At 60.7% G+C, this 23,838-nt stretch carries 19 protein-coding genes and 1 tRNA gene; 15 read left to right on the top strand and 5 right to left on the bottom strand.

Annotation, left to right across the window (positions count from 1 at the left end; all coding sequences use genetic code 11):
* Positions 1-82 precede the first annotated feature (82 nt).
* The 3 genes from FFV09_RS18225 to nirB all read right to left on the bottom strand — a co-directional run bounded on the left by FFV09_RS18225 (position 83) and on the right by nirB (position 3,829).
* Positions 83-910, bottom strand: a complete 828-nt coding sequence (locus FFV09_RS18225) for a formate/nitrite transporter family protein (RefSeq protein WP_141449151.1) — start codon at positions 908-910, stop codon at positions 83-85.
* Positions 911-980: 70 nt separating this feature from the next.
* Positions 981-1,340, bottom strand: coding sequence for a nitrite reductase small subunit NirD (gene nirD / locus FFV09_RS18230; RefSeq protein ID WP_141449152.1), 360 nt, complete (start codon positions 1,338-1,340; stop codon positions 981-983).
* Between the two features lie 50 nt (positions 1,341-1,390).
* Positions 1,391-3,829 (bottom strand): nitrite reductase large subunit NirB, encoded by a 2,439-nt coding sequence (gene nirB / locus FFV09_RS18235; protein WP_141449153.1) that lies wholly within the window; start codon positions 3,827-3,829, stop codon positions 1,391-1,393.
* Positions 3,830-4,211: 382 nt separating this feature from the next.
* Here nirB and FFV09_RS18240 point away from each other — a divergent pair, with 382 nt between their 5' ends.
* The 13 genes from FFV09_RS18240 (at position 4,212) to FFV09_RS18300 (ending at position 18,320) form a co-directional block, all read left to right on the top strand.
* Entirely contained in the window at positions 4,212-4,991 is a 780-nt protein-coding gene (locus tag FFV09_RS18240; protein WP_170315073.1) for an alpha/beta fold hydrolase, read from the top strand.
* Between the two features lie 183 nt (positions 4,992-5,174).
* A complete protein-coding gene (locus FFV09_RS18245; protein WP_141449155.1) occupies positions 5,175-6,281 on the top strand; it encodes a GntR family transcriptional regulator in 1,107 nt (368 codons plus the stop codon).
* Between the two features lie 562 nt (positions 6,282-6,843).
* Positions 6,844-6,927 (top strand) — tRNA-Leu (locus tag FFV09_RS18250).
* 297 nt (positions 6,928-7,224) lie between these two features.
* Positions 7,225-9,783, top strand: coding sequence for an excinuclease ABC subunit UvrA (locus tag FFV09_RS18255; protein WP_141449156.1), 2,559 nt, complete (start codon positions 7,225-7,227; stop codon positions 9,781-9,783).
* Between the two features lie 165 nt (positions 9,784-9,948).
* The gene (locus FFV09_RS18260) at positions 9,949-10,572 is read left to right on the top strand and encodes a 50S ribosomal protein L25 (RefSeq protein WP_141449157.1); all 624 of its coding nucleotides are present in this window, start codon (positions 9,949-9,951) and stop codon (positions 10,570-10,572) included.
* Between the two features lie 275 nt (positions 10,573-10,847).
* Complete coding sequence (locus tag FFV09_RS18265) at positions 10,848-12,392, top strand: hypothetical protein (RefSeq protein WP_141449158.1); 1,545 nt, start codon at positions 10,848-10,850, stop codon at positions 12,390-12,392.
* Positions 12,393-12,422: 30 nt separating this feature from the next.
* Complete coding sequence (locus FFV09_RS18270) at positions 12,423-14,483, top strand: LPXTG cell wall anchor domain-containing protein (RefSeq protein ID WP_141449159.1); 2,061 nt, start codon at positions 12,423-12,425, stop codon at positions 14,481-14,483.
* Positions 14,484-14,732: 249 nt separating this feature from the next.
* Positions 14,733-15,020 carry a Dabb family protein gene (locus FFV09_RS18275; protein ID WP_141449160.1) on the top strand — a complete coding sequence of 96 codons (288 nt, stop codon included), beginning with the start codon at positions 14,733-14,735 and terminating at the stop codon, positions 15,018-15,020.
* 39 nt (positions 15,021-15,059) lie between these two features.
* Positions 15,060-15,500 carry a DUF86 domain-containing protein gene (locus FFV09_RS18280; RefSeq protein ID WP_141449161.1) on the top strand — a complete coding sequence of 147 codons (441 nt, stop codon included), beginning with the start codon at positions 15,060-15,062 and terminating at the stop codon, positions 15,498-15,500.
* Between the two features lie 38 nt (positions 15,501-15,538).
* Positions 15,539-16,639, top strand: coding sequence for a DUF4261 domain-containing protein (locus tag FFV09_RS18285; protein WP_141449162.1), 1,101 nt, complete (start codon positions 15,539-15,541; stop codon positions 16,637-16,639).
* A gap of 212 nt (positions 16,640-16,851) precedes the next feature.
* A complete protein-coding gene (racE, locus tag FFV09_RS18290) occupies positions 16,852-17,661 on the top strand; it encodes a glutamate racemase (protein WP_141449163.1) in 810 nt (269 codons plus the stop codon).
* Positions 17,662-17,759: 98 nt separating this feature from the next.
* Positions 17,760-18,065: a HesB/IscA family protein gene (locus FFV09_RS18295; protein ID WP_141449164.1), complete on the top strand. Its 306-nt coding sequence runs from the start codon at positions 17,760-17,762 to the stop codon at positions 18,063-18,065.
* A 27-nt stretch (positions 18,066-18,092) separates the two neighbouring features.
* Positions 18,093-18,320, top strand: coding sequence for a YuzB family protein (locus FFV09_RS18300; RefSeq protein ID WP_141449165.1), 228 nt, complete (start codon positions 18,093-18,095; stop codon positions 18,318-18,320).
* Between the two features lie 151 nt (positions 18,321-18,471).
* Here the strand turns inward: FFV09_RS18300 and FFV09_RS18305 are convergent, their stop codons facing one another.
* Together FFV09_RS18305 and FFV09_RS18310 are read right to left on the bottom strand one after the other, a co-directional pair.
* Positions 18,472-20,481 carry an LTA synthase family protein gene (locus FFV09_RS18305; RefSeq protein ID WP_141449166.1) on the bottom strand — a complete coding sequence of 670 codons (2,010 nt, stop codon included), beginning with the start codon at positions 20,479-20,481 and terminating at the stop codon, positions 18,472-18,474.
* 18 nt (positions 20,482-20,499) lie between these two features.
* Complete coding sequence (locus FFV09_RS18310; protein WP_141449167.1) at positions 20,500-21,645, bottom strand: THUMP domain-containing class I SAM-dependent RNA methyltransferase; 1,146 nt, start codon at positions 21,643-21,645, stop codon at positions 20,500-20,502.
* Positions 21,646-21,911: 266 nt separating this feature from the next.
* Here FFV09_RS18310 and FFV09_RS18315 point away from each other — a divergent pair, with 266 nt between their 5' ends.
* Positions 21,912-22,568: an O-methyltransferase gene (locus FFV09_RS18315; protein WP_246098378.1), complete on the top strand. Its 657-nt coding sequence runs from the start codon at positions 21,912-21,914 to the stop codon at positions 22,566-22,568.
* Positions 22,569-22,763: 195 nt separating this feature from the next.
* On the top strand, positions 22,764-23,834 hold the full coding sequence (gene hemE, locus FFV09_RS18320; protein WP_141449168.1) for a uroporphyrinogen decarboxylase: 1,071 nt from the start codon (positions 22,764-22,766) through the stop codon (positions 23,832-23,834).
* The last annotated feature ends 4 nt before the right edge of the window (positions 23,835-23,838 follow it).

Genomic DNA, 23,838 nt, shown 5'->3' on the forward strand with positions numbered 1-23,838 from the left:
GAGGGTCAAAAGCGTCCTTGTTCGATTCCGTTCGATTCGATTCCATTTCGTTCAGGTCAGATTCATTCCGCTTCCATCACGTTCAGGAAGCGGAACGGGTATCCGCCTGCGCCGAATCCTGCGCTTCCGGCCGCGCTTTGCGTACCGGGGACACGGTCCAGTAGGCGCCGGCCACGAACACGGCTCCGCCGACGATATTGCCGAGCGTGACGGGAATCATGTTGTGCAGCCAGCCGGCCAAAGTAATCGTCGCCGGGTGGCCCGGCAGCATGAGCGCCGTGCTGAGCAGCGTCATGTTGGCGACGCTGTGCTCGTAGCCGCTTGCGATGAAAGCGAACAGGCACCACCAGATCAGCATAATTTTCGCGGCTTCGTTCGTCGTCCGGCTGGCCATCCAGATCGCCAGACAGACGAGCCAGTTGCAGAGGATGCCGCGGAAAAACAGTTCCATGACGGGCAGGCTCATTTTTTTGGCGGCGGCGGCGAAGATCAGATGTTCCGGCGCGATATTTTTGAACAGCCCGGTTCCGAGCACGAGCAGGCCGACGATGACGGCGCCCGCCAGATTACCGAGAAATACGAGCGTCCAGTTTTTGCCGAGGTCTTTGACCGAAGTGCGACGGGCCAGCGTGGAAGCGGTGAAGAACATGTTGTTGCCGGTAAACAGCTCCGAGCCGGCGAAGATGACGAGCGTGAGCGCGATCCCGAACGAGGCGCCCATGATCAGCGACTGGAACGGCGATTGGATCGCGGCGAGCGGAGCGCCCAGCGAGAAGATCAGAATGATACCGAGACCGACATAGGCACCGGCAAGAACGGCGCTGATCAGATAGCGGAGCGGGTGTTCATTCATGAAATCCCTTTTTTTGACTGCGGCTTCGACGAGGGAACGTACACTTTCGGTAAACATGAGATCGGCCTCCTGGCATGCAAATGGGCAAAACGGGCGAACGCAGCAGACGTTTTGTACCTTGTCGACACTAAGAGTTGAAAGGGTACTGGTTCGGGAAGAGAACGACCCGGCCGTCTGCGACCTCGACGCGGAACGTCCGGACCTGACCGGTATCGGGCTGCTGCACGAGTCCGGTCTTCAGATCGATTTTCCAATCGTACAGCGGATCGTAAATATAATGGCCGGAGACGATCGCTTCGGCAAGCGGCCCGCCTTTGGGATGGGGATTGCGGTTCTCGACGGCGTAGAATTGGTCGTCCGACGTGCGGAAGACGGCAAGCTCGGTGTTGTCGACGAGGAAAACGCGGCCGATGCGGCTCGGGAAACGGTCGACGGAGTCAAGAACGATCGGCGTCGTACCGGCAAAAACGTTCGATGGATAGGTCATGGTCAAGCTCCTCTCGGGATCGGTTGATCGGTTGGCCGTTACGCGGACAGTTACGCCTGCGGCAGAGCCGGCGCGGCGGTCTCGAACAATTCGCTGCGCAGTTTTTTGTCGTTGAGCACTTGTTTCCACGGATCTTCCACGAACGTCAGCGCATATTCGATATCGTCGATCAATTTGCGGCGGTTATCGGCATCCGCAACCGTTTTGGCGTAGATGTCTTCCAGGCCGATCCGTTCGACCCATTCCGACGTCCGTTCCAGATAGTTGCCGGTCTCGCGGTAATACTGCATGACGGCGGCGACCGTATCGGTCAGTTCCTGGTCCGTTTTCACTTTGCAGAGCGAGTCGGCCAGCCGGGCCTTGATCCCGCCGTTGCCGCCGATAAACACTTCCCAGCCGCCGTCGTTGCCGACGATGCCGATGTCTTTGGTGCACGATTCGGCGCAGTTGCGGGGGCAGCCGTTAACGGCGATCTTGAATTTGGCCGGAAAATCGAGCCGTTCGAACTTGCGTTCGAGCATGGCGCCGACGGCCAGCGAATCCTGCGTGCCGAAGCGGCAGAACTGCGAACCGACGCACGTCTTGACCGTCCGCAGCGATTTGGCGTACGCATAGCCCGAAGGCATGTCCAGCTCTTCCCATACTTTCGGCAAATCTTCCTTCTGCACGCCGATCAGGTCGAGCCGCTGTCCGCCGGTCACTTTGACCGCTTTGACGTTGTATTTGACCGACACATCGGCGATTTTCTTGAGGTCTTCCGGTGTCGTCACGCCGCCGTACATTCTCGGAACGACCGTGTACGTGCCGTCTTTCTGAATGTTGGCGTTCATGCGTTCGTTGACGAAGCGCGATTCTTTCTCGTCTTTGTGTTCGCCCGGGTAGATGACGCCCAGATAGTAGTTGACGGCCGGCCGGCACTTGGAGCAGCCTTCCGCGTTATGCCAGTCGAGTACATGCATGACTTCTTTGGTCGTCCGCAGCCCTTTTTCCTTGATGCCGGCCACGATCTCCTGACGGCTCAGCGGGGTGCAGCCGCAGATGCCGGTCTTGACCGTCTGCTTGAAGCCGTCGCCGAGAACGAAGCTCAGAATCTGTTCGACGACCGGCTTGCAGCCGCCGCACGAACCGGTCGCGCCGGTGCACGCTTTGATTTCGTCGACCGTCGTCAGTCCTTGTTCGGTGATCGCGTCGACGATGACTTTTTTGGTGACGCCTTTGCAGCCGCAGACGATTTCGTCGTCGGCCATTTTCTCTACCGCGGCCGTTTTCGATTTGCCGCTGCCGCAGTGGCCGGTGCCCATCAGGTCGCCGTAGATTTCGTCGTTCATTTCGGTGCGTTCGCGGACGTATTTTTGCAGCGAAGCGGATTCCGTCACGTCGCCGAACAGCACGGCGCCGACGATTTTGCCTTGATCGAGCAGTATTTTTTTGTAGGTGCGTTTCCATTCGTCTTTGGCCGAGATGACGGTGTGCTGCGGCGTCTCGATAAATTCGCCGGCCGAGAACACGTCCACGCCCGAAATTTTGAGCTTGGTCGACGTGATCGAACCGCCGTAGCCTGCCGTGTCGATACCGCAAATATGTTTGGCGAGGACGCTGCCCTGCTCGAACAGCGGAGCGACGAGGCCGTAGCAGACGCCGCGGTGTTCCGCGCATTCGCCGACCGAGTAGACGTCCGGCGCGGACGTGCGCATGAAGTCGTCGACGAGGATGCCGCGATTCGTGTCGATGCCGCTGACTTCGCCGATCTGCTTGTTCGGCCGAATGCCGACCGCCATGACGACGAATTCGGCTTCCAGTTCTTCGCCGTCCGTGAACACGAGCTTGCGCACGCGGTGGTCGCCGGTCATCTCGGCTGTCGATTTGCCCATCGCGAACTTGATGCCTTGGCGTTCCAGCTCGGTCTTGAGCATGGCGGAAGCCTGGCTGTCGAGCTGGCGTTCCATCAGGTCGTTCATCAGATGGACGACGGTCACGTCCATGCCGAGGCCGACGAGCCCTTTGGCCGCTTCGAGCCCGAGCAGTCCGCCGCCGATGACGGCCGCTTTCTTGTACTGCTTCGCCGCGTCCAGCATCCGGTCGCAGTCGGCGATATCGCGGAAGCCGACGACGCCTTCGCGGTCGCTGCCGGGAATCGGAAGCATAAGCGAATTGGAGCCGGTCGCGATCAGCAGCTTGTCGTACGCCTGCGTCAGGCCGGTATCGGTGAGCACTGTTTTGCCGACCGTATCGATCTGCGTCACCGTCGTGTTCGTATGCAGCGCGATGCCGTTTTCCTCGTACCAGCTCCAGTCGTTCAGCACGATGTCTTCGAGCTTTTTGCTGCCTTCGAGCACGTACGAGAGCATGATCCGGTTATAGTTGGGATGCGGTTCGCTGCCGAAAACGGTAATGTCGAACCGGTCGGTCAGCTTGAGAATCTGTTCCAGCGTATTGATGCCGGCCATGCCGTTGCCGATGACGATCAGCTTTTGTTTGACGGTGTTCATGAGGAAAAGCCTCCTTGGCGTTTGAATTCGGATGAAGGGAAGATCGCGGCCCGCGTGCGTGCGTCGTATCGGCCGTCAGGCGGCGGGGCAGGGGTGCTGCGGATCGGCGATCTTCCAGTAATGTGAACTTATTCACAACGTAATTTGCAGGAAAGGGCGGGGCCGGAATATCCGGTAAGCCGCCGCTATTTCAAATTTGATCTACCTTGCATCCTCATTATAGGAGAACGCGATTGAAGAGGTTGGTGATCGTAATCACATTTAATGTGAAATATTTCACTTGAAAAAGTCACAATTCGGTACAGGGAGATTGTGCGCGGAAAACGATCATGCGGAAGAAGTGTGATAAGGTTGGAATATGGAAAAAAGAGGGGGAAACGGTATGGCGTGGACGTACACGGAATCCGGTCCGATCGACGCTCCGCTGCTGCTGTTCGTGCACGGCGGCGGGGTCGGCGGTTGGATGTGGGATCGGCAGGTCGAGCATTTTCGGCATGCGCACTGCCTGGTACCGGAATGGTCGGAGCAGGACGGAACGGGGGAAGACGAACTTTTTACTATCGAAAAAAGCGCGGAAGCCTTGATCCGGCTTGCCGAACGAAAAAGCGCCGGTCGGCCGATCGTGGCCGTCGGCTTCTCGCTCGGCGCCCAGATCGTCATGCAGATGATGAGCGATCGTCCGGACCTGCTGAGCGGCGCCATGCTGGGCAGCGGTTCGATCTATCCGGCGTCGCTTGCGCGTCCGCTGGTCGGGCCGCTGATCTCGCTGTTCTACTCGCTGATGCGCAGCCGCAAATTCGCGGCGCTGCAAGCCCGAAGCTTGTACGTGCCGGGCGAACAATTCGATACGTATTATGCGCACAGCCTCGGGATCAGCCGTGCCGGGCTGATCCGAACGGTGCGGGAAAGTCTCGGCTACCGGCTGCCGGCCGGCTTTGCCTATTCGACGGCGCGCCTTCTCGTGACCGTCGGCGAAGAGGAAAGCGGCTCGATGCGCCGCTCGGCGCGGGATCTCGCACAGATGCGCGCCGGGTCGGAACTTGTCGTGCGGCCCGGTATCGGACACGGATTTTCGCTCGCGCAGCCGGAAGCGTTCAACGCACTGCTCGCGCGGTGGCTGGAGGAAGGCGGGCTGCTGCCGCGGCGCGGGAGCGGGCGCTGAACCCGGCCGGGCCGGCGGAAGTTCGGCTTGCATTTTCCCAAACCGGCACTTAAACTAAACTTGTACGTACAATTAAGCTTGAGAGCGCTATCTTAGGATCGCTTTCCGGGTGCGCCCGGCAGATGCCGGAGACTGCCGGCCCGCACCGGATACGAACGCAAATACAGACCGAGGTGAATCAGGATGAACAAACGGCTTCCCAAATACATGATCTTGAAAAACGAACTGTTAAGTTGGATCGAAAGCGGCCGATTGGTGCCCGGCGGACAAGTGCCGTCGGAGAACGAGATCGCCGAGCAGTTCTCGCTCAGCCGCCAGACGGTGCGCCAGGCGTTCTCCGAACTCGAACGCCAGGGGCTGCTGGAACGGGTGCAGGGCAAAGGCACGTTCGTGCGCAGCGCCGGCATCCGCGAAGAAGCGGCGCAGCCGCGGACGATCGGCATCGTCACGACGTACATCTCCGATTATATTTTCCCGCATATCGTGCGGGGCGCCGAAGCCGAGCTGCGCAGCCGCGGCTATCGGCTGCTGCTTGCAAGCACCGACAACGACAAGGAGAAAGAGATGGAATGCCTGCGCCTTATGCTGAGCGAACCGCTCAGCGGGCTGATCATCGAGCCGACCAAAAGCGCCGAAGGCAATCCCAACCTGCCGTTCTACCTGTCGATGCAGTCGAGAAACCTGCCGTTCCTCATGATCAACGAACGCTACCGCGAACTGGAAGTGCCGTGTCTCAAAGTGGACGACGAACTCGGCGGCTCGACCGCGGCCCGGTATTTGATCGGGCAGGGGCATACGCGGATCGCCGGCTTTTTCAAAACGGACGATCTGCAGGGCGTCAACCGGCTGCGCGGCTTCATGCACGCCCACCGCGAAGCGGGCATTCCGCTGCTGCCCGAGCATGTCGTGACGTACGCGACGGGGCAAAAAGGCGAACTGCCGCTTCGGCGCGTGCGCGAACTGCTCGCTTCGCCGAACCGGCCGACGGCGCTCGTCGCCTATAACGACGAACTGGCCGTACCGCTCATGAATGCGGCGCGCGAGCTCGGACTGTCCGTGCCGGGCGACGTGTCGGTCGTCGGCTTCGACGATTCGGCGCTCGCGCTCGCTTCCGGCGTGCCGCTGACGACGCTGACGCATCCGAAGGAAGAAATGGGCCGGGAAGCGGCCCGGCGGCTGATCGCCATGATCGAGAGCGGCGCTTCGGGTTCGGCCGTCGAATACGAAGACGTCGTCTACGCGCCGGAATTGGTCGAACGGAGTTCGGCGGCCAAGCCTCGGCGGGGGTGACGGGGCGGCGGGCGGTCATGTTGACTTTTTGTGCACATTTTCCGCTCAAAAACCGTATTCTGCGCAAAATGTTGACTTGATGCACACATTTTTCGCGAAAAAGCCCGATTTCCGGCCTAACAGGCAGAAAATGCTGACCCCATGCACACATTTCCTGTTCACGGCCCTCATTCCACCTGAAATGTTGACTTTTTGTGCACATTTTCCGCTCAAAAACCGTATTCTGCGCAAAATGTTGACTTAATGCGCACATTTTTCGCGAAAAAGCCCGATTTCCGGCCCAACAGGCAGAAAATGCTGACCAAATGCACACATTTTCTGTTCACGTCCCTGATTTCGCTTGAAATGTTGACTTTCGGTACGCATTTGCCGGATAAGACTTCCCGATACGGCTGCCGGCTCCCTTTTCCGGCAAAGCGGCAGGGCAACAAGACGAAGGCCAAAAGAGCATGCCGCGTTCCCTTTGGCACGGTATGCGAACTTTCTTGCCAAAAGGCTTGCAATCTGCCTGCCGGCTATGCTATATTATTTGGGCAGGGCAAAAAGCCCAGCCAACTATTATGCGGTCGTGGCGGAATTGGCAGACGCGCACGGTTCAGGTCCGTGTGGGCTAACCCCCGTGGAGGTTCGAGTCCTCTCGACCGCATCTCGTTTCATCGAAGAACCGTCGGTTTCCTTTAGGGAAATCGGCGGTTTTTTTGCGTATTCGAACGTGGGTTTTGCGTATTCGAACGTTTTTTTCCGGCGTTCCCGATCTCGCACTTCCGCCCGGAACCGCCCGTTTCCGACTCTTGCCCGACTCACTCTCCATAACTGCCTGCTGATTTCTTTTGCAGCGAATGAGGTAAAGATACCGAGACGACGGATCGGCTGCCGATCCCGTCCGGAAGACGAACCGAATTCGCAGGGCAATCCGTACGAAACGCCAAGGAGGAACGCCAGCATGAGTATATCGCATCAGTCCCATTCATCCGAACCCGATCTCGATCCGCGGAATATGATTCGCGTCCGCGGAGCCAGCGAGAATAATTTACGAAACGTCGACCTCGACATCCCGCGCGACGCGCTTGTCGTGTTTACCGGCGTGTCCGGTTCGGGCAAATCGTCGCTCGCATTCGGCACACTGTACGCCGAAGCGCAGCGGCGCTACCTGGAGTCCGTCGCGCCGTATGCCAGACGGCTGATCCAGCAGGCCGGCACGCCGCAGGTCGAGAGCATCGAAGGGCTGCCGCCCGCGGTCGGGCTTCAACAGCAGCGCAGCGTGCCGCAGGAGCGCTCCACCGTGGGCAGCCTGACGGCCATCTCCAACGTGCTGCGCATGATGTATGCGCGCGCCGGCGATTATCCGGTCGGACAGCCGGTGCTGTACGCCGAAGATTTTTCGCCCAATACGCCGCAGGGAGCCTGCCCCGAATGCCAGGGGCTCGGCCGGATCTACGACGCGACCGAAGCGTCGATGGTGCCCGATCCGAGCTTGAGCATCCGCCAGCGGGCGATCGCTTCGTGGCCGGGCGCCTGGCACGGGCAGAACCTGCGCGACATCCTGATCTCGCTCGGTTACGACGTGGATAAGCCGTGGCGGGAACTGCCGCAGTCCGATCGCGACTGGATTTTGTTTACCGAAGAGAAGCCGTCCGCTCCGGTGTACCCGGATCTCGATTACGAGCAGATTCAGGAAGCGATCCGTTCCGGGCGCAAGCACGATTATATGGGCAATTATACCGGCGCACGCCGCCAACTGCTTCATATGTACGCTTCCGCCGACAATCCGGGCCGCCGCCAGCGGCTCGAACCTTATCTGGTCGTCGGTCCCTGCCCGCTCTGCCACGGCAAAAGATTGAAGCCGGAAGCGCTCTCCGTCACGTTCGGGGGAATGGACATCGCGGACCTGTTCCGGCTGCCCGTAACCGAGCTGCAGCGCAGGCTTGAAGAAGCCGTGCAGGCGCACGAGTCGCCGAAGGCCGATTCCGCGCATCGGAGAGCGACGGAAAAAGCGCTGATCGCCCGGCGGCTGGTCGAAGACGCGGCGGGGCGGCTGGATCGGCTGATCGCGATCGGCGTCGGCCATCTGTCGCTCGACCGCCCGGCGCCGACGCTGTCTTCGGGCGAGCTGCAGCGGCTGCGCCTGGCGACGCAGCTGATCTCGAAGCTGTTCGGGGTCGTGTACGTGCTGGACGAACCGTCGGCCGGTCTGCACCCCGCCGACGGCGAAGCGCTGCTGGAGTCGCTTGCGGCGCTGCGCGACGCGGGCAACTCCGTGTTCGTCGTCGAACACAATCTCGACATCATGAAGCAGGCGCAGTGGCTGGTCGATATCGGCCCCGAAGCGGGCGAACGCGGAGGGCAAGTGCTGTACAGCGGCCCGCCGGCCGGCCTGGCGGACGTGGAACGTTCGATCACGCGGCGGTATCTGTTCGCGGATTCCGCTTCCGTGCTCCGCGAACGCCGGACGCCGGAAGGCTGGCTGAAGCTGAACCGGGTCTCCTACAATAATCTCAACGAATTGGACGTCGAGATTCCGCTCGGCTGCCTGACCGCCGTGACTGGCGTGTCCGGTTCCGGCAAGTCCAGCCTGATCTCCGGCGCGCTGCCGGCGCTGCTGGCGCCGCATCTGGGCAATCTGCCGGCCGAACCGGCGGAAGAAGGCGAGGAAGAACAGCCGGGCGAGATTTCGGGCGAAGCCGGAGGCGATCTCGATTCCCTGCGCCGCCTCGTACGGATCGACCAGAAGCCGATCGGTCGCACGCCGCGCTCGAATCTGGCGACGTACACCGGATTGTTCGATCACGTCCGCAAACTGTACGCCGACGCGCCGCTTTCCCGGGAGCGGGGCTACAAAGCGGGCCGCTTTTCTTTTAATGTGGCGGCCGGACGCTGCCCGTCCTGCGAAGGGCAGGGCTTCGTCCAGATCGAGCTGATGTTCCTGTCGAGCCTGTACGTGCCGTGCCCGGAATGCGGCGGAGCGCGCTACAATGCCGAGACGCTCGAAGTGACGTGGAACGATCTGACGATCGCGGACGTGCTGGCGCTGACCGTGGAAGAAGCGGTAGACGTCTTCGCGCAGCAGCCGGCTATCTCGCGGCCGCTGTCGGTGCTGCTCGATCTCGGACTCGGCTACCTGAAGCTCGGCCAGCCCGCGACGGAGCTGTCCGGCGGCGAATCGCAGCGGATCAAGCTTGCGGCCGAACTGCAGCGCACGCAGCGCGGCCGGACGCTGTATCTGCTGGACGAGCCGACCAATGGCCTGCATCCGGTTGATGCCGACCGCCTGCTGCGCCATCTGGACGCGCTCGTGCGCGCCGGCCATACGGTGATCATGGTCGAGCACAATATGCGGATCGCGGCCCAGGCCGACTGGATGATCGATATCGGTCCCGGAGCGGCCGCGGAAGGCGGCACCGTCGTGGCGGCCGGCACGCCGACGGAGGTGTCGGCTTCCGGGCGCAGCCGGACGGCGCCGTACCTGCTCGAACATCTTGCTTCGGATTCGTCCGCCAGCTGATGCCGAGGCAAGCCGCCGACTATTTTACACAGATTGGGCGGCAGGTGATACAAGTTAGCTTCTTCGGGGTAATAGAGTAAGGTGAAGACGAAGGAGAACACGGCCTGGCCGGTGCATCACACCTTTCCCAAGTCGATTTGTCCAATTCCAAGGAGGTCGAATGTTATGAGTAAAGCACTTGAAGCTGAGAAAAGAACCGGTTTTAAACGTTCCGATATGAGAGAATTGCGCGAGAGCGGACGCGTTCCGGCTGTCGTGTACGGCAAGAAAGCGGACGGCATCCCCGTTCACGTTGATGCGAAGGATCTGCAGCGTCACGTGCAGCGCGGCGGCGCTGACATCTTCTCGCTGAATGTCAAAGGCGGTTCGGCATCGCAGGTCATGATCAAAGACGTGCAGCGCCTTAACGGACGTATCATTCACGCCGACTTCATTCAGATCGACAAGAACACGCCGATTCGCGCAACGATCGCGGTCGATTATCAAGGCGAAGCCAAAGGATCGAAAGAAGGCGGCATTTTCCAAATCCAGGCGAACGAACTGGAAGTCGAAGCGCTGCCGAACGACCTGCCGCAATCGCTCGAAATCGATGTCACGCATCTGGAAATCGGCGACAAGCTGACAGCAGCCGACATCAAGCTCGACGATAACGTGAAGCTGATCTCTTCGGAAGAAGAAATCCTGGCATCCGTCGTTCTGCCGCAGCTTGAAGAAGAGCCGGAAGCGACAGACGAAGAAGCCGAAGTGGCTCCTGAGCGCGTAGGCGACGAAGAGAAAACAGAAGAATAAGAAAGATTCGGGCATTAACCCGCCTTGTCTGTTCTTGACCTTCGGAGAACCGCTTTCCTTTACGGGAAAGCGGTTTTCTTTTTTTTTGCGCAAAATCGTGGTTCCCGTCCAATTCATGCTTTTTCACAGGTGGGATCTTTTTACTTTATTTACCTTTTATTGTTTCGGAAGGAAAAAAGCGCGGTTAAAAAAGGATAGATGCCATTTAGATAGCTGTCGTAAACAGCTTATCGGATCCAACAGCAGTCGAATTCGCAGCGAAAGGAGGTGAATCGATGAGAAAATGGATAATGACGATCTGCTTGTCGATGGCCGGCTTTTTTATTTTTCAAACGCCGGACGTACAAGCGAGATCAACCCCCGTACTTCTGGACCATGTGCTTAAAGGAGCGGTTGATGCGGTCGACCAAACGGTCGGCGGCGTATCCGATTCGGTCAATCAGACAGTAAACGGCGTGACAGGCACGCTGGAGCAAACGGTAAACGGAACCTTAACTCAGACGCAGCAGGCCGTTCGGGAGACGTTGGACACGACGGGAGAAGCAGCCGGGGGGCTGCTTATGCCGGTCACCCAACCGACAGCCGACACGGTCGAACAAGTAGTCAATACAGTCGAACAGGTCGTGCAGGACACGAATGGGCTTGTACGAGAAAGCGTAGACATTCCTATGAATACGCTTCCACAAGTGACAGAAGCATTAAACGGCAAGGCTGCCGATCCTGTAGGCACATTGCTGGAAGAAACGGGGCAGGTAGTCAAAACGGTCGATCGCACGGTTCAAAACGCGGTCGAACAAGCCGGTCAAGTCGTCGGCAGCGTCGGCGAGGTGACGGAAGGCGTCGGCGGCACGGTAGGAGGGATCGTGCAGAAGACGACCGAAGCCGTGCAGGAAGCGGTCAAGCCGGTTACCGATCCGGGCGGCGGCAAGCCGGTCGTTCCGGTATCGCCTACGCCTACAGCGCCTACCACGCCCAAGCCGCCGGTCCCGGTACAGCCGCCGCAGGTCGACGATCAAGATCAAGATCCGGGCGATACGCCTGCCGGCCAGACGCCCGCGGTACCTGCGCCGCCTTCGCGGACAGCGGACCCGGTCGCGCCGAACGGCAGTTCCGTGTTCACGCAGCCGGATTCGAATTCGCAGCCGGTCACGGAAGTGATCGCGCCGTCGCAGCAGCCTGCGACATCGGCCGTGGTCGTTGACGTTGACCGACCGGCGAACGCCGAATCCGGTACGCCGAACGTCCCGGTTATGCCGGACGCGGCGCAGGCGGATAACAGCCTTGCAGTCGCTCCGGGGCAGGAAGTGACGGCTTCGGCCGCCCGCTTGACGGACGTGCCCGATCCCGCGCCGAAGCCGAGCAGCGCTGCGGCCGCAGCAGGGATGACGGGAGAAGAGCCGACTTTTTCAGACCCGGAAACGGAATTGGAAACTGTCGGAGAGGACCCGGCCAATTCTTCCGCGGCGAACGCCGCAGCAGAAGACGCGGCAGATCCGTCGGACGCGGATCTTGAGAGCGCCCCGCAGACAGGTACGGAAGCGGCGCAGCCGCTGGCAAAACGAGCCGGACGTGCGGATCTTCCGCCTGCGCTGCCGGGACTCTTGACGGATAGCGCTGCTGCGCGCGGCGTCTCCGGCTCTCCGCAGGGAGGGTCCGGTTCCGCCGGGCCGCAGCCTCCGATCGCGCAGCTGCATACCGGATTCGATCCGGTCGCGGCGACGACGCTGTACCGGCTCAAAGCCGTTTCCGACACGGAAGGCAGCCAATGGATTAACGCTCCGCCTTTTTCGCCGCCGAAACAAGCTCCCTTTTTGACGTAAAAATCAAAAAATTAAAAGGGAGCGATACACATGAAAAAGACGGTAAAAGCACTTTGGACGACAGGATTTGCGGCAGCCCTTCTCGCAGCAACGCAAGGCCAGGTCTCGGCGGAAGAAACGGCGACCCCGGTTCACGCCGAGTCGCGCACCGAAAGCCAGTCCCTGCTCAATCTGAACGCGGACGGCCTGATCGGCGAAACGCTGCACGTCGGCGTGCTGGAGAGCGCGCAGACCGCGGCTTCCGCGGCACCGCCGACATCCGGCGAGACGATCAGCCAGGACTACGACGCATTGGTAAACGTGGATCTGGACGAAGTGCTGGGCGAGAGCGTCCACGTCGGCGTCTTGGAGAACGAAGAAGCGACGATGACTTCCGGGGCGACGGGCACGAACGGTTCGACCGGAACGACGGGCGGAACCGCGCCTGGAACCACGACGACCAGCGAAAAGAACGCCGACGCGCTGGTGAATGTGGATCTCGACGAAGTGCTGGGAGAAAGCGTGCACGTCGGCGTCTTGGAAAACGAAGAAGCGACGACGACTTCCGAGGCGACGGGCGCGAACGGTTCGACCGGAACGACGGGCGGAATCGCGACTGGAACCACAACGACCAGCGAAAAGAACGCCGACGCGCTGGTGAACGTGGATCTGGACGAAGTGCTGGGAGAAAGCGTGCACGTCGGCGTTCTGGAAAACGAAGAAGCGACGACGAATTCCGGGACAACGGGCACGAACGGTTCGACCGGAACGACGGGCGGAATCGCGACTGGAACCACGACGACCAGCGAAAAGAACGCCGACGCGCTGGTGAACGTGGATCTGGACGAAGTGCTGGGAGAAAGCGTGCATGTCGGCGTTCTGGAAAACGAAGAAGCGACGACTACTTCCGAGGCGACGGGTACGAACGGTTCGACCGGCGGATCGACGACCGGTACCACAGTCACGAATAACGGTGCCCTGATCGATCTTGATCTCGACGAAGTGCTGGGCGAGAGCGTGCATGTCGGTGTGCTGGAGAACAGCAGCAGTACGACGACTTCCGGTACGGCTCCGAATCAACCGGCGGCTTCCGGGAATTCGGGTTCGCTCATTAACCTGAATCTGGACGAGGTGCTCGGCAGCGAGGTGGGACTGACGGTTCTGGAAAATGGCAGTTCGGCCAACCCGAACGGAACGTCCCAGAATTCCTCCCTGCTCGACTTGAATCTGGACGGCCTTCTGCCGGGCGTTCAAGTCTCCGTCCTGCCAAGTGCTTCTTCCACGACGAATGAGCCGGGTACCGGCAGCGGCGGTAACACCGGCGGAACAACGCCGGGCACCGATAACGGCGGCAACACCGGCGGAACAACGCCGGGCACCGATAACGGCGGCAGCACCGGCGGAACAACGCCGGGCACCGACAACGGCGGTAACACCGGCGGAACAACGCCGGGCACAGGCAGCGGCGGTAATACCGGCGGAACAACGCCGGGCACCGATAACGGCGGTAACACCGGCGGAACAACGCCGGGCACCGATAACGGCGGCAGCACCGGCGGAACAACGCCGGGTATCGGCACTGACGTCACGACGCCGGTATCCGGTGAAGTCGTCATCGACGGCAGCCTGACCGTACCGGGAACGGTTATCGCCGCTTCCGGCACGACGCCCGCTGCCGATCCGGTCCAAACCGAGCCCGAATCTTCGACCGGCAGCGTCGTAACGCCGGTCACGGCGTCCGAAGGCGACGAGTTCGACGTGTTGGTGCCGGACGCGGACGTGGCTCAAGCCAAGCCTGCGGACTTTATCACGGAAGGCACGCTCGTCACAGCGGACGCTTCGAACGCGGATCGGGCCGGCATGCCGGAACGGACTTCGCTCGTGACGGCAGCGGCTTTGACAAATCCGGCTTCGATCTCCGGCTCGATGGATGCCGCAGCAGCCGATGCAGGCGCCGCTTCGTCGGCACTCGCCGAAAGCACGATGGCAGGCGGCAGCGGAATGTCGGAACTGCCGCAGACGGGCGAGAGCGGCAGCGATATGGCTTACGCGTACGCGGGGCTGCTGCTGATCGCCTGCGGTGCCCTGATGGGACGGCGCCGTTCGCGCTAAAGCGTCCGTGAAGGCTTGCCAAGCGGCTGCCGGACACGGCGTCTGAACCTCAATCGCAACCTGACGAAGACCGGCTGACGGCCTCAACCGACAGCCGGTCTTTGCTGTGCCCTGCGTAGGGCGTAGAACGTTTTCGGGAAATCGACTTGTCGATTTTGGCTGTAACCGCTCTCCTTATGATATAGTTTCTTTGTGAGCTTTTTTCTGAGGCATGGACAGCCCATATTCTGCATCGGGAGATGAGACAATATGATCAAACACATCGTCTTTTTCAAATTGAAGAACCGTTCGGCCGAAAGCGTGGCGGAAGCCGCGGACGTGCTGCGCAGCATGGACGGCCAGATCGAGCAGCTGAGATCGTTCGAAGTCGGCACCGACATTTTGCGCTCGGAGCGTTCGTACGATATCGCGCTGACGGCAACCGTCGAGACGCTGGACGATCTGGAGGCGTATCAGACGCATCCGGTCCACCGGAAGATCATCGAATACATTAACGGCGTCAAAGAAATCTCGCTGGCGGTCGACTACGAAGTGTAGTTCGCCGGCCCAGTCCGAAGGACACGGGGGGAACCGACATTGTATTACGTAAATCGGGAACAGATCGAGAAACGCCTGCTGTCGCTGCCGCAGACGATCGAAGCGATGCGTCTGGTCGCGGCGCAGTGGGACGGCACGCTGCTGCAAGGATTGGCGCAGGAACGCGCGCTGCATCTGGCGCTTGAAGCGGTGACCGACATCGGCAGCTACCTGATCGACGGCTTTATTATGCGCGATGCGGGCAGCTATGAAGACATTATCGAGATTATCCACGGCGAGAAGGTCATCGACGACGAGCTGCGCATGCTCATGCTGCGGCTCGTCCGGCTGAGACGTCCGCTGGTACAGGATTATTACGAGTGGGACCGGACAGCGCTGCATCCGTTGACGATGGAGCTGCCCGCCGCGCTCGAACGGTTCGCCGACCGGGTGAACCGGTATTTGCTCAGCGAGCTTGGCGAGGAGAGCCGGCCGCATTGAGCGCAGGCTCGACAGGACACGGAGGAGGAAGCGGACATATGGTCGATTCTGCAGGGCAGCAGCCCCAGGAAGGCAAGAGAATGAAGCCGGGATTTCTTCCCGTCTATGCGGTTGAACTGCTGTTCCGGGACGAGCCGAAGCTTGACGCTTCGGCTATCCTGCACAGCATTCACAAACGCATCCCGAAAACGGCGATCAATACCGGGCCTTTCCGCGAGACGGAAAAGGTGGAGAACGACGCGCTGCGGCGCAAAGAGACGACGGGCGACGACGGGTTCGAACTGGCGGCGGTGTTTTACCATGGCGATTACTCGGTCGCTTTTACCGATTCGGAAGTACCGGCGCAGACCCGGTTGTTCCAGCCCCGCCCGATTCGCGAAGAATTGGATTGGGACGGCGTGCTTCAGCAGAGCTGGAAATGGCAGGGCGGCACGGAGCGGCTGGAACAATACGGCTATGCCGTAACGCTGTGCGACTGGTATGCGGCGATGCTGCCGTTCGTGCGGCGCATGGAGCTGTTCCATGCGGTGCTGGCCAGCATCATCGAGACGACCGGCTGCGATGCCGTCTATTGGCAGCCGAGCGGCCAGCTGCTCGACGCCGGCGCTTTTTTGCACGCCTATCCGAACGAACCGCTGTACGGGGCGCTTAACGTGCGCGTCTACCAGATGCAGCGGAAGGACGAAGTGCTGGTCGATACGCTCGGCCTGACCTCGCTCGGCATTCCGGACATCCAGTGCCGGGTCGTCGACATGACGCCGGACCGCGTCATTCCGATGATCTACGGCGCGGCGTATTATCTGTACGGAAGCGGCGGCGAAGTGACGGACGGGCAGCTGCTCGGAGGAGCGGGACTGCGCTGGCTGTGCGAGCAGCAGCCTTCCGTGCTCGCGCCGGCGCGGGTCGTCGTCGACCTGAACCCCGGCCATCCGTATTATGCGGGCACGCAGACGACCGATCCGGTCGGCTACGATCCGAACGCGGAAGTCGAGTCGGCCGACGATTGGGAAGAAGAGCAGGATGAGTCCGCGTCCGGCTACCGGCTGCGCGACGAAGACGGCACGGAATTCCGCTCCGAGCGCGAATACCGGCTGCGCGAAAGCCAGCGGGCTTCCGAAGATCGGGAGCCGGGGCAGTAGACGCCGTACAGGGCTGAAGCCGCGGCATGCCTGACGCCGCTTTTGTGCGGGAGAACGGCCGGGGCTGATTTCTCTCAAAATCGGCTTGCGGCCGCGATGCCGCTTCGTTATGATAGACGTTAGGTTTGATTTTAACCCCGGTCCGCGCCTTGCGGCGCAAAGTCCGCAGGGCGCGGATATTCGGGAAAACGATATGAAGGAAGCGTGTACCCGTGCAGCAAGCTATTGCGATAATGGATTCGGGAGTCGGCGGTCTGACCGTGGCCAGAGAGGTCATGCGCCAGCTGCCGAGAGAGCAGATCGTCTATTTCGGGGATACGGCGCGTACGCCTTACGGGCCGCGCGATCTCCAGGAAGTCCGCGCGTTCACGGAGCAGATCGTCGATTATTTGATGACGTTCAATCCGAAGATGATCGTGCTGGCCTGCAACACGGCGACCGCGGCGGCGCTCGACACGATTGCCGCGAAGGTGGACGTGCCGGTCGTCGGCGTTATTCATCCGGGCGCCCGCGCAGCGATCAGCAAAGCGAGCAGCAGCGGCATCATCGGCGTGATCGGCACGAAGGGCACGATAGACAGCGGGGCATACGCCCACGCGCTGAAGCAGATTTCCCCGTTCGTGAACGTCGTGAGCCGGGCCTGCCCGCCGTTCGTGCCGCTCGTCGAGCAGGGACATTTCAGCGGCCGGGCGACTTACGAGATCGTCAAGAACGAGCTGCTGCCTCTTCGTTCGATGCCGCTCGACAGCCTTATTCTGGGCTGTACGCATTATCCGTTTCTCGCGGATACGATCCAGCGCGTCATGGGACCGTCGGTGACGCTGATCAGTTCGGCGGAAGAGACGGCGCGGGAAGTCAGTACCCTTTTATACGAAAAAGGACAGCTGGAGACCGGCGACGCCGTTCCCGAGCACCGGTTCCTGCACAGCGGGCAATCGGACATGTTCGAGAAAATCGCGCAGAAGTGGCTGGCCGAGTACATCGCACGAACCAAAGCGGTCTGGCAGGTCGCCTCGTTCTGAGCGCGGCGCTGCCGATTCGCGTTTTGCCGCCTCCATTTACCTTGTCATCCAATCTACTGCGAGCCGCGGCTTTAGGCCGACGGCGGAAGGAGCCTGTCATGAAAGTCAAAATTACGCGCAACGCCGCCAAGAAACTGCTGGAAGAACTGAACAAGGAAGAGAACAAGGACATGAACATCCGCGTTTTCGTCACGCATTCGCACGGCGACCACGCCCACTACGGCATGGACCTCGACAAGCAAAAAGACGGTGACGAACTCGTCGCGACGGACAAAGACATCTCTGTGCTGGTGGACGCGAGCGAACCGATGCTCGACGGCATCAAGATCGACTATCTGTACAGCGCCCAGGAAGAAGGATTCGTCATCACGAACCCGGCTATGGGCAACCACGGCGACCACTAGGCTCCGCCATAGAAGAAGGGAACGATCATGGCTAACGATATTCGCGTTTGCGATAAATGCCAGCATGTGCGCATGAAGACTCTCGTGCCCAAGCTGCAAAAAATGGCGCCCGACGCCGAGATCAAAGTCGGCTGCAAGTCGTACTGCGGTCCGTGCGGCAAGCGGGCGTTCGTGTTCATCAACGGACGTTACGTCAGCGCTCCGACGGAAGCCGAAGTGCTGGAGAAGATCGCGCCGTTCATCAAGAAGGCGTGATCGGCTAACGGCTCTAACGGAGCGCGGCGGAGATCTTCAAGTCCGTCCGCGTCCGGTTCCGCCCAAGCCAACAGCTTTTAACCGCAAAAACCCCGAAGTCCGGATAACCGGATTTCGGGGTTTTTCATCTCGTAACGGATCAGGCAGAGGCTCACGGAGACGTCTTCAACGCCGGAATCAGATCGTGCGCGATCACGTCGTCCGAGATGCCGAGCCGCTTCGACGCTTCTTCGTAGCCGGTCCGCGCTTGTTCGACGTCTGTCGGCTGCCCGGTCTTCAGGTCGTAGGCGGTGCCGTTCTCGAACGTACCGTCCGCGGAAGGCGAGTAGTAGAGGCGTCCGTCTGTAAAAGCGCCGCTGCGCAGTACCACGAGGCGATGGTCGTCGGTGCTGCGATCGAGCAGGTCGTTGCCCATCAGCGCATAGTCGCCGGCGTCGATGCCGAGCAGCGGCAGCAGCGTCGGCATCAGATCGAGCTGTCCGCCCGGCTGGTCGTAGGTGCCCGCGAGGCCGCCATCCGGCAGATGGATCAGCAGCGGTACCTGGCCCATGATCTGTTCGTAGTCGAACTCCGACAGTTCCCGTCCCATCAGCTTGCCCGCCGCTTCGCGTTCGTCCAGCGAATAATCGTGGTCGCCGTAGAAGACCAAGACCGTATTGTCCCACAGCCCTTCCCGTTTCAGGCGTTCGACCATGCCGCCGAGCGCCGAATCGACGTAATGGACCGACTGGAGATAATCGCCGAACGTCGTACCCGCGTAGTCGCCTACATCGAGCTTGTCCGTATCCTGAAGCGCCAGGTTGTACGGATGATGGCTCGACAAGCCGATCAGGAACGAATAGAACGGCTGCGGCGTGTCCGCCATGAATCCTACCGACTGGTCGAAGAACGAACGATCGCCGAGCGACCAGCCGAGCGGTTCGTCGATCTCGTACTCTTTTTCCGTATAAAAGCGGTCGTAGCCCATCTCCCGGTACATGCGGCTGCGGTTCCAGAAACTGCCGTCGTAGGCGTGGTAGACGTTGGCCGCGTACCCATGCTCTTTGAGCACGGACGGCATCGTGTCGAACGCGTTGTCCGCGTAGCGGATAAAGACGGAACCCGAAGGCAGCGGGTGCAGCGAGAAGTTGGCGGCCAGATCGGCGTCCGACGTGCGTCCCTGCCCCGTCTGATGGTAGAAGTTGTCGAAATACAGACTGTCGCCGCGAAGCGCGTCGAGGTTCGGGGTGATCGGCTGCCCGTTTATTTGTTTGCCGACGAAAAAGTTCATGAACGCTTCGCCCTGCACGGTGACGACGTTGCTGCCTGTGTAGCGGCCGAATAATTCGCCGGAATCCGAGCGTGCATGCTGACTGGCGGCGAACCAGTCGCGGATCTCGTCCATGCGCGGCTGCGGCAGGTCGAGCCCCCGGCCGATCGCAGTCTGCGCGTACCGATAAGCGTCCAGCGTGTGAAAAGCGAGCAGGCCCGTCACGTTGTACAGCGACATATTCCACCAGTTGTTTTCCAGCAGGTTTTTGGCCCAGGTCTGGGAAGCATGGCGGATCGGGAAAAATGCGGCGGAAAACCCGATGACCAGCACGAGCAGGCCGGCGGCGAAGCGCCGCAGCAGGCGGACACTTCGGCGCGAACGGTTCGGCGTGCCGGCACTCCCCGTTTCCGATAAAGCGGAAGAGAGGTAGGCGCCCTGCCGGCTGCGGCGCCGCCTCGACCACGCCCACAGCGAAGCGCCAATCAGCAGCGGCCAATCGGCGAACAGCCACAGGTCGTTCCACCGCAGCAGCTCGGCGATGCTGCCGCCCAGCGATTCGACCTGCCCGGCCTGCAGCAGCACCGGGACGGTCAGGAAATCGCCGAAGTAGCGGAAGTAGACGAGGTCGGCGAAGATCAGCGCCGTCAGCAGCAGGTCGAGCGCGGCGAGCGCGAACAATCGGCCGCGCGGAGGCAGCCAGAACACCCAGAACGACAGCGCGAGCAGGCTGCCGGCCGCGATCAGCGTATCTGTCCGGTTCATGTCGATATAGGGCAGGCGCAGATTATCGTGCAGCAGCCTAAGCTTGAGCAGCATGAGCAAGGTGAACAGCAGATAGGCGCACATATAGAGAAAGCCCGGCTTAAAGCCGGGCTGGTTGTGAATGTGTCGGATCGGGAACAGGCGCAATGAAAGACCTCCTTGACCTTAGCGGCGCGGCGGCAGCGGTCCCAGGAACTGCAGGAACTGGCACTCGATCCGGCCGTTGAACAATTTGCGGCGCTTGTCGGCGCGCTTGCCGAAGTTCTGCTCGAAGTCCGTCGTCGGCGTGATCGCGAAGAACGACCAGTCCGGCAGGTCGAGCGCGGCGCGTCCGAGCTGGCGAATCATCTTGACGACTTCTTCTTCCTCGCTCAGCCGTTCGCCGTAAGGCGGGTTCGTGATGACGCAGCCGTATTTGCCTTCGGCCTTGAATCGGGCGACCGGCTGCGCGGTGAACGTGATCTCGCTGCCGAGTCCGGCGCGCTTGGCGGAAGCGCGGGCGATCTCGATCGCTTCCGGGTCGATATCGCTGCCGCCGATGTTCAGCGGAATGTCGTCGCGCACGGCGTCGAACGCTTCTTCGCGCGCCTGCGCCCACATCTCTTCGGGCACGAAGTCCCAGCGTTCGGACGGGAAGCTGCGGCGCAGCCCCGGCGCGATATTCCAGCCGATCAGCGCGGCTTCGATCGGCAGCGTGCCGGAACCGCAGAACGGATCGTAGAACGGACGGTGCGGGCCCCAGCGGCTGAGCAGGATCAGCGCGGCGGCCATCGTCTCCTTCAGCGGCGCTTCGACGGTCGTTTTGCGGTAGCCCCGCTTGTGCAGCGAAGGGCCGGTCGTATCGAGCGTAATCGTCGCCACGTCGCTCAGCAGCGACACTTCGAGCGTGTACAGCGGGCCGTCTTCGTCGAACCATTCGGTGCCGTACGATTCTTTCATTTTTTCGACGACGGCTTTTTTGGTGACCGATTGGCAGGCCGGCACGCTGGACAGCTGCGACTTGTACGAACGTCCGTTGACCGGGAATTCGCCGTATTCGGGGATAAAGCCGGCCCAATCGACCGCTTTGACGCCCTGGAACAGGTCTTCGAACGTGAGGGCCGGGAATTCGGCCATTTTGATCAGGACGCGGTCCGCCGTGCGCAGCCACAAGTTGGTGCGGCAGATGTCGGCAGGCGTGCCGGTAAAGGTGACGCGGCCGTTCTCCGTGCGGGCGTCGGCGTAACCGAGATCTTTCAGTTCGCGCGCGACGACCGCTTCGATGCCCATCGGGCAGGTCGCGATCAAAGTTAGGGTTTCTGGAATTTTCATGAGTTCAGCTCCGTTTGATAAGAAAAATGAGAGGTCTTCCGAAGTCGGCGGCCGGCGAAAATCATTGGCCGGGCCGCTTGTGAAGCCTGCTGGAAAATCGTACAATCGTTAGATGGGAAGTCGGAGGACGCAAGCATGCGGCCGGACGCGGACACGCGCATCCGGGGCATTCGCGCGCCCAATGCTCAATCTAGTATAGGGGAACAAGGTTCCCGTTACAATAACGGATAAGCACAAAGCTTAATGGAAAATGGAGAGTGGAAAAAATGAACGACCCGCACATGAACGCCGCGGCGGCCGAAGCTTACATGGAAAGCCTGGCCAACGAAGACGAACTGCTGCTCAAAATCAAACGCGTGATTCACGAGGCGCGCATGCCCGACGTATCGGTCGCGGCCGGTTACGGCAAAATGCTGACGCTGCTCGCGACGCTGTCCGGCGCAAGGCGCATTTTGGAGATCGGGGCGCTCGGCGGCTACAGCGGGATCTGCATGGCGCGCGGCATGGCCGAAGACGGAACGCTCACCTCGCTCGAACTAAAGCCGGAATACGCCGAGATGGCCGCCGGCCATCTGGCCGAAGCCGGCTTCGGCGAGCGCACGCGCTATTTGGTCGGCCCGGCGCTCGACAGCCTGGAGCGATTGCATGCCGACGGTGAGCGCTTCGATTTCTTTTTCATCGACGCGGACAAGCTCAACTACGTCAACTACCTCGATATGGCGCTCAAAATGGCGGAGCCGGGCGCGGTCATCGTGGCGGATAATTTGCTGCTGCGCGGACGCACGCTCAATCTGGAGCGCAACGGCCCGGCCATTTTGACCGTGCGCGAATTCAACCGCCGCATGGCGGAAGATCCGCGGTTGATCGGCACGCTGCTGCCCGCCTACGACGGCTTCTCCGTCGCCATGGTGAAGAAAGCGTGAACGTTGTATGATAAAACGCCGCGGGCGGTTTTCAAACGGCCGTTATGGGTGGATAATTAATAGGTAAGGAAATCGTTCCCGGAATCGTCATCGAATCGACGCAAACGCCGCTTGAGGGAAATGTTTTAAAGGCGCATAATTAAAATTGAATGTTTTAACAAGAGCGATTATCCGGTATTGGAGGACCCCATCGACATGACTTATAACGATCGCTTTATCCGGGCCTGTTACGGCCTTGAGGTAGACCGCCTGCCTGCATGGTATATGAGACAGGCGGGCAGGTACGATCCGGAATATCGCAAGATCAAGGAAAACTATTCGCTGCTCGAAATTTGCCGGCAGCCGGAGCTTGCGGCCGAAGTCACGCTGATGCCGGTACGCAAGCTCGGCGTGGACGCCGCGATCCTCTATTCGGACATCATGAACCCGGTCGCTTCGATCGGAATCGACTTCGATATCGTCAAGGACGTCGGGCCGGTGATCGACAATCCGATCCGCAGCGGAGCGGACGTGGAGCGTCTGCGCCCGATCGACGTGGAAGGCGATCTCGGCCACGTGCTGGAGACGATCCGTATTCTCGACCGCGAGCTGGACGTGCCGCTGATTACGTTCGCCGGGGCTCCGTTCACGATCGCCAGCTACCTGATCGAAGGACGCCCGTCCAAAAACTACATCCGTACCAAAACGATGATGTACAGCGAGCCGCAAATCTGGTTCTCGCTGATGGACAAATTGGGCGACATGGTGATCGCTTATCTGCGCGCACACGTATTAAACGGAGGGAAAGCGTTCCAGCTGTTCGACAGTTGGGTCGGCGCTTTATCGCCGCAGGACTTCTCGCATTACGTGCTGCCGACGATCACGCGGATCTTCGACGAATTGTCGGCGATGCCGGAACTTGCGAACGTGCCGAAGATTTATTTCCCGGGCGTCAGCTCCGGCGAGCTGCTGCCGACGCTGCGCGGGCTCAAGGCGGACGTGATCGGCCTCGACTGGCGCGTCTCGATCGCCGAAGGCCGCAGACGGCTCGGAGCGGGCTACGCGGTGCAGGGCAACCTCGATCCGTTCATCCTGACCGGACCGCAGGACCTGATCCACGACCGGGCAGCGAAGATTATCGACGAAGGCATTCAGCAGCCCGGCTTTATTTTCAACCTGGGGCACGGGCTGTTCCCGGAAGCTTCGCTCGACAAGCTGCGCGAGCTGACCGGTTACGTGCATGACTATTCCGCGCAGGCTTTGGCCGGCCGGGGCGCCCGGAGCTGACCGC

The organism is Saccharibacillus brassicae, assembly GCF_006542275.1.
Classification (GTDB): domain Bacteria; phylum Bacillota; class Bacilli; order Paenibacillales; family Paenibacillaceae; genus Saccharibacillus; species Saccharibacillus brassicae.

Coding starts and splice junctions, on each gene's coding strand:
- FFV09_RS18225 (WP_141449151.1), bottom strand. CDS start 910: ATGTTTACCGAAAGTGTACGTTCCCTCGTCGAAGCCGCAGTCAAAAAA.
- nirD (WP_141449152.1), bottom strand. CDS start 1,340: ATGACCTATCCATCGAACGTTTTTGCCGGTACGACGCCGATCGTTCTT.
- nirB (WP_141449153.1), bottom strand. CDS start 3,829: ATGAACACCGTCAAACAAAAGCTGATCGTCATCGGCAACGGCATGGCC.
- FFV09_RS18240 (WP_170315073.1), top strand. CDS start 4,212: ATGGCGTGGACGTACACGGAATCCGGTCCGATCGACGCTCCGCTGCTG.
- FFV09_RS18245 (WP_141449155.1), top strand. CDS start 5,175: ATGAACAAACGGCTTCCCAAATACATGATCTTGAAAAACGAACTGTTA.
- FFV09_RS18255 (WP_141449156.1), top strand. CDS start 7,225: ATGAGTATATCGCATCAGTCCCATTCATCCGAACCCGATCTCGATCCG.
- FFV09_RS18260 (WP_141449157.1), top strand. CDS start 9,949: ATGAGTAAAGCACTTGAAGCTGAGAAAAGAACCGGTTTTAAACGTTCC.
- FFV09_RS18265 (WP_141449158.1), top strand. CDS start 10,848: ATGAGAAAATGGATAATGACGATCTGCTTGTCGATGGCCGGCTTTTTT.
- FFV09_RS18270 (WP_141449159.1), top strand. CDS start 12,423: ATGAAAAAGACGGTAAAAGCACTTTGGACGACAGGATTTGCGGCAGCC.
- FFV09_RS18275 (WP_141449160.1), top strand. CDS start 14,733: ATGATCAAACACATCGTCTTTTTCAAATTGAAGAACCGTTCGGCCGAA.
- FFV09_RS18285 (WP_141449162.1), top strand. CDS start 15,539: ATGGTCGATTCTGCAGGGCAGCAGCCCCAGGAAGGCAAGAGAATGAAG.
- FFV09_RS18295 (WP_141449164.1), top strand. CDS start 17,760: ATGAAAGTCAAAATTACGCGCAACGCCGCCAAGAAACTGCTGGAAGAA.
- FFV09_RS18300 (WP_141449165.1), top strand. CDS start 18,093: ATGGCTAACGATATTCGCGTTTGCGATAAATGCCAGCATGTGCGCATG.
- FFV09_RS18310 (WP_141449167.1), bottom strand. CDS start 21,645: ATGAAAATTCCAGAAACCCTAACTTTGATCGCGACCTGCCCGATGGGC.
- FFV09_RS18315 (WP_246098378.1), top strand. CDS start 21,912: ATGAACGACCCGCACATGAACGCCGCGGCGGCCGAAGCTTACATGGAA.
- hemE (WP_141449168.1), top strand. CDS start 22,764: ATGACTTATAACGATCGCTTTATCCGGGCCTGTTACGGCCTTGAGGTA.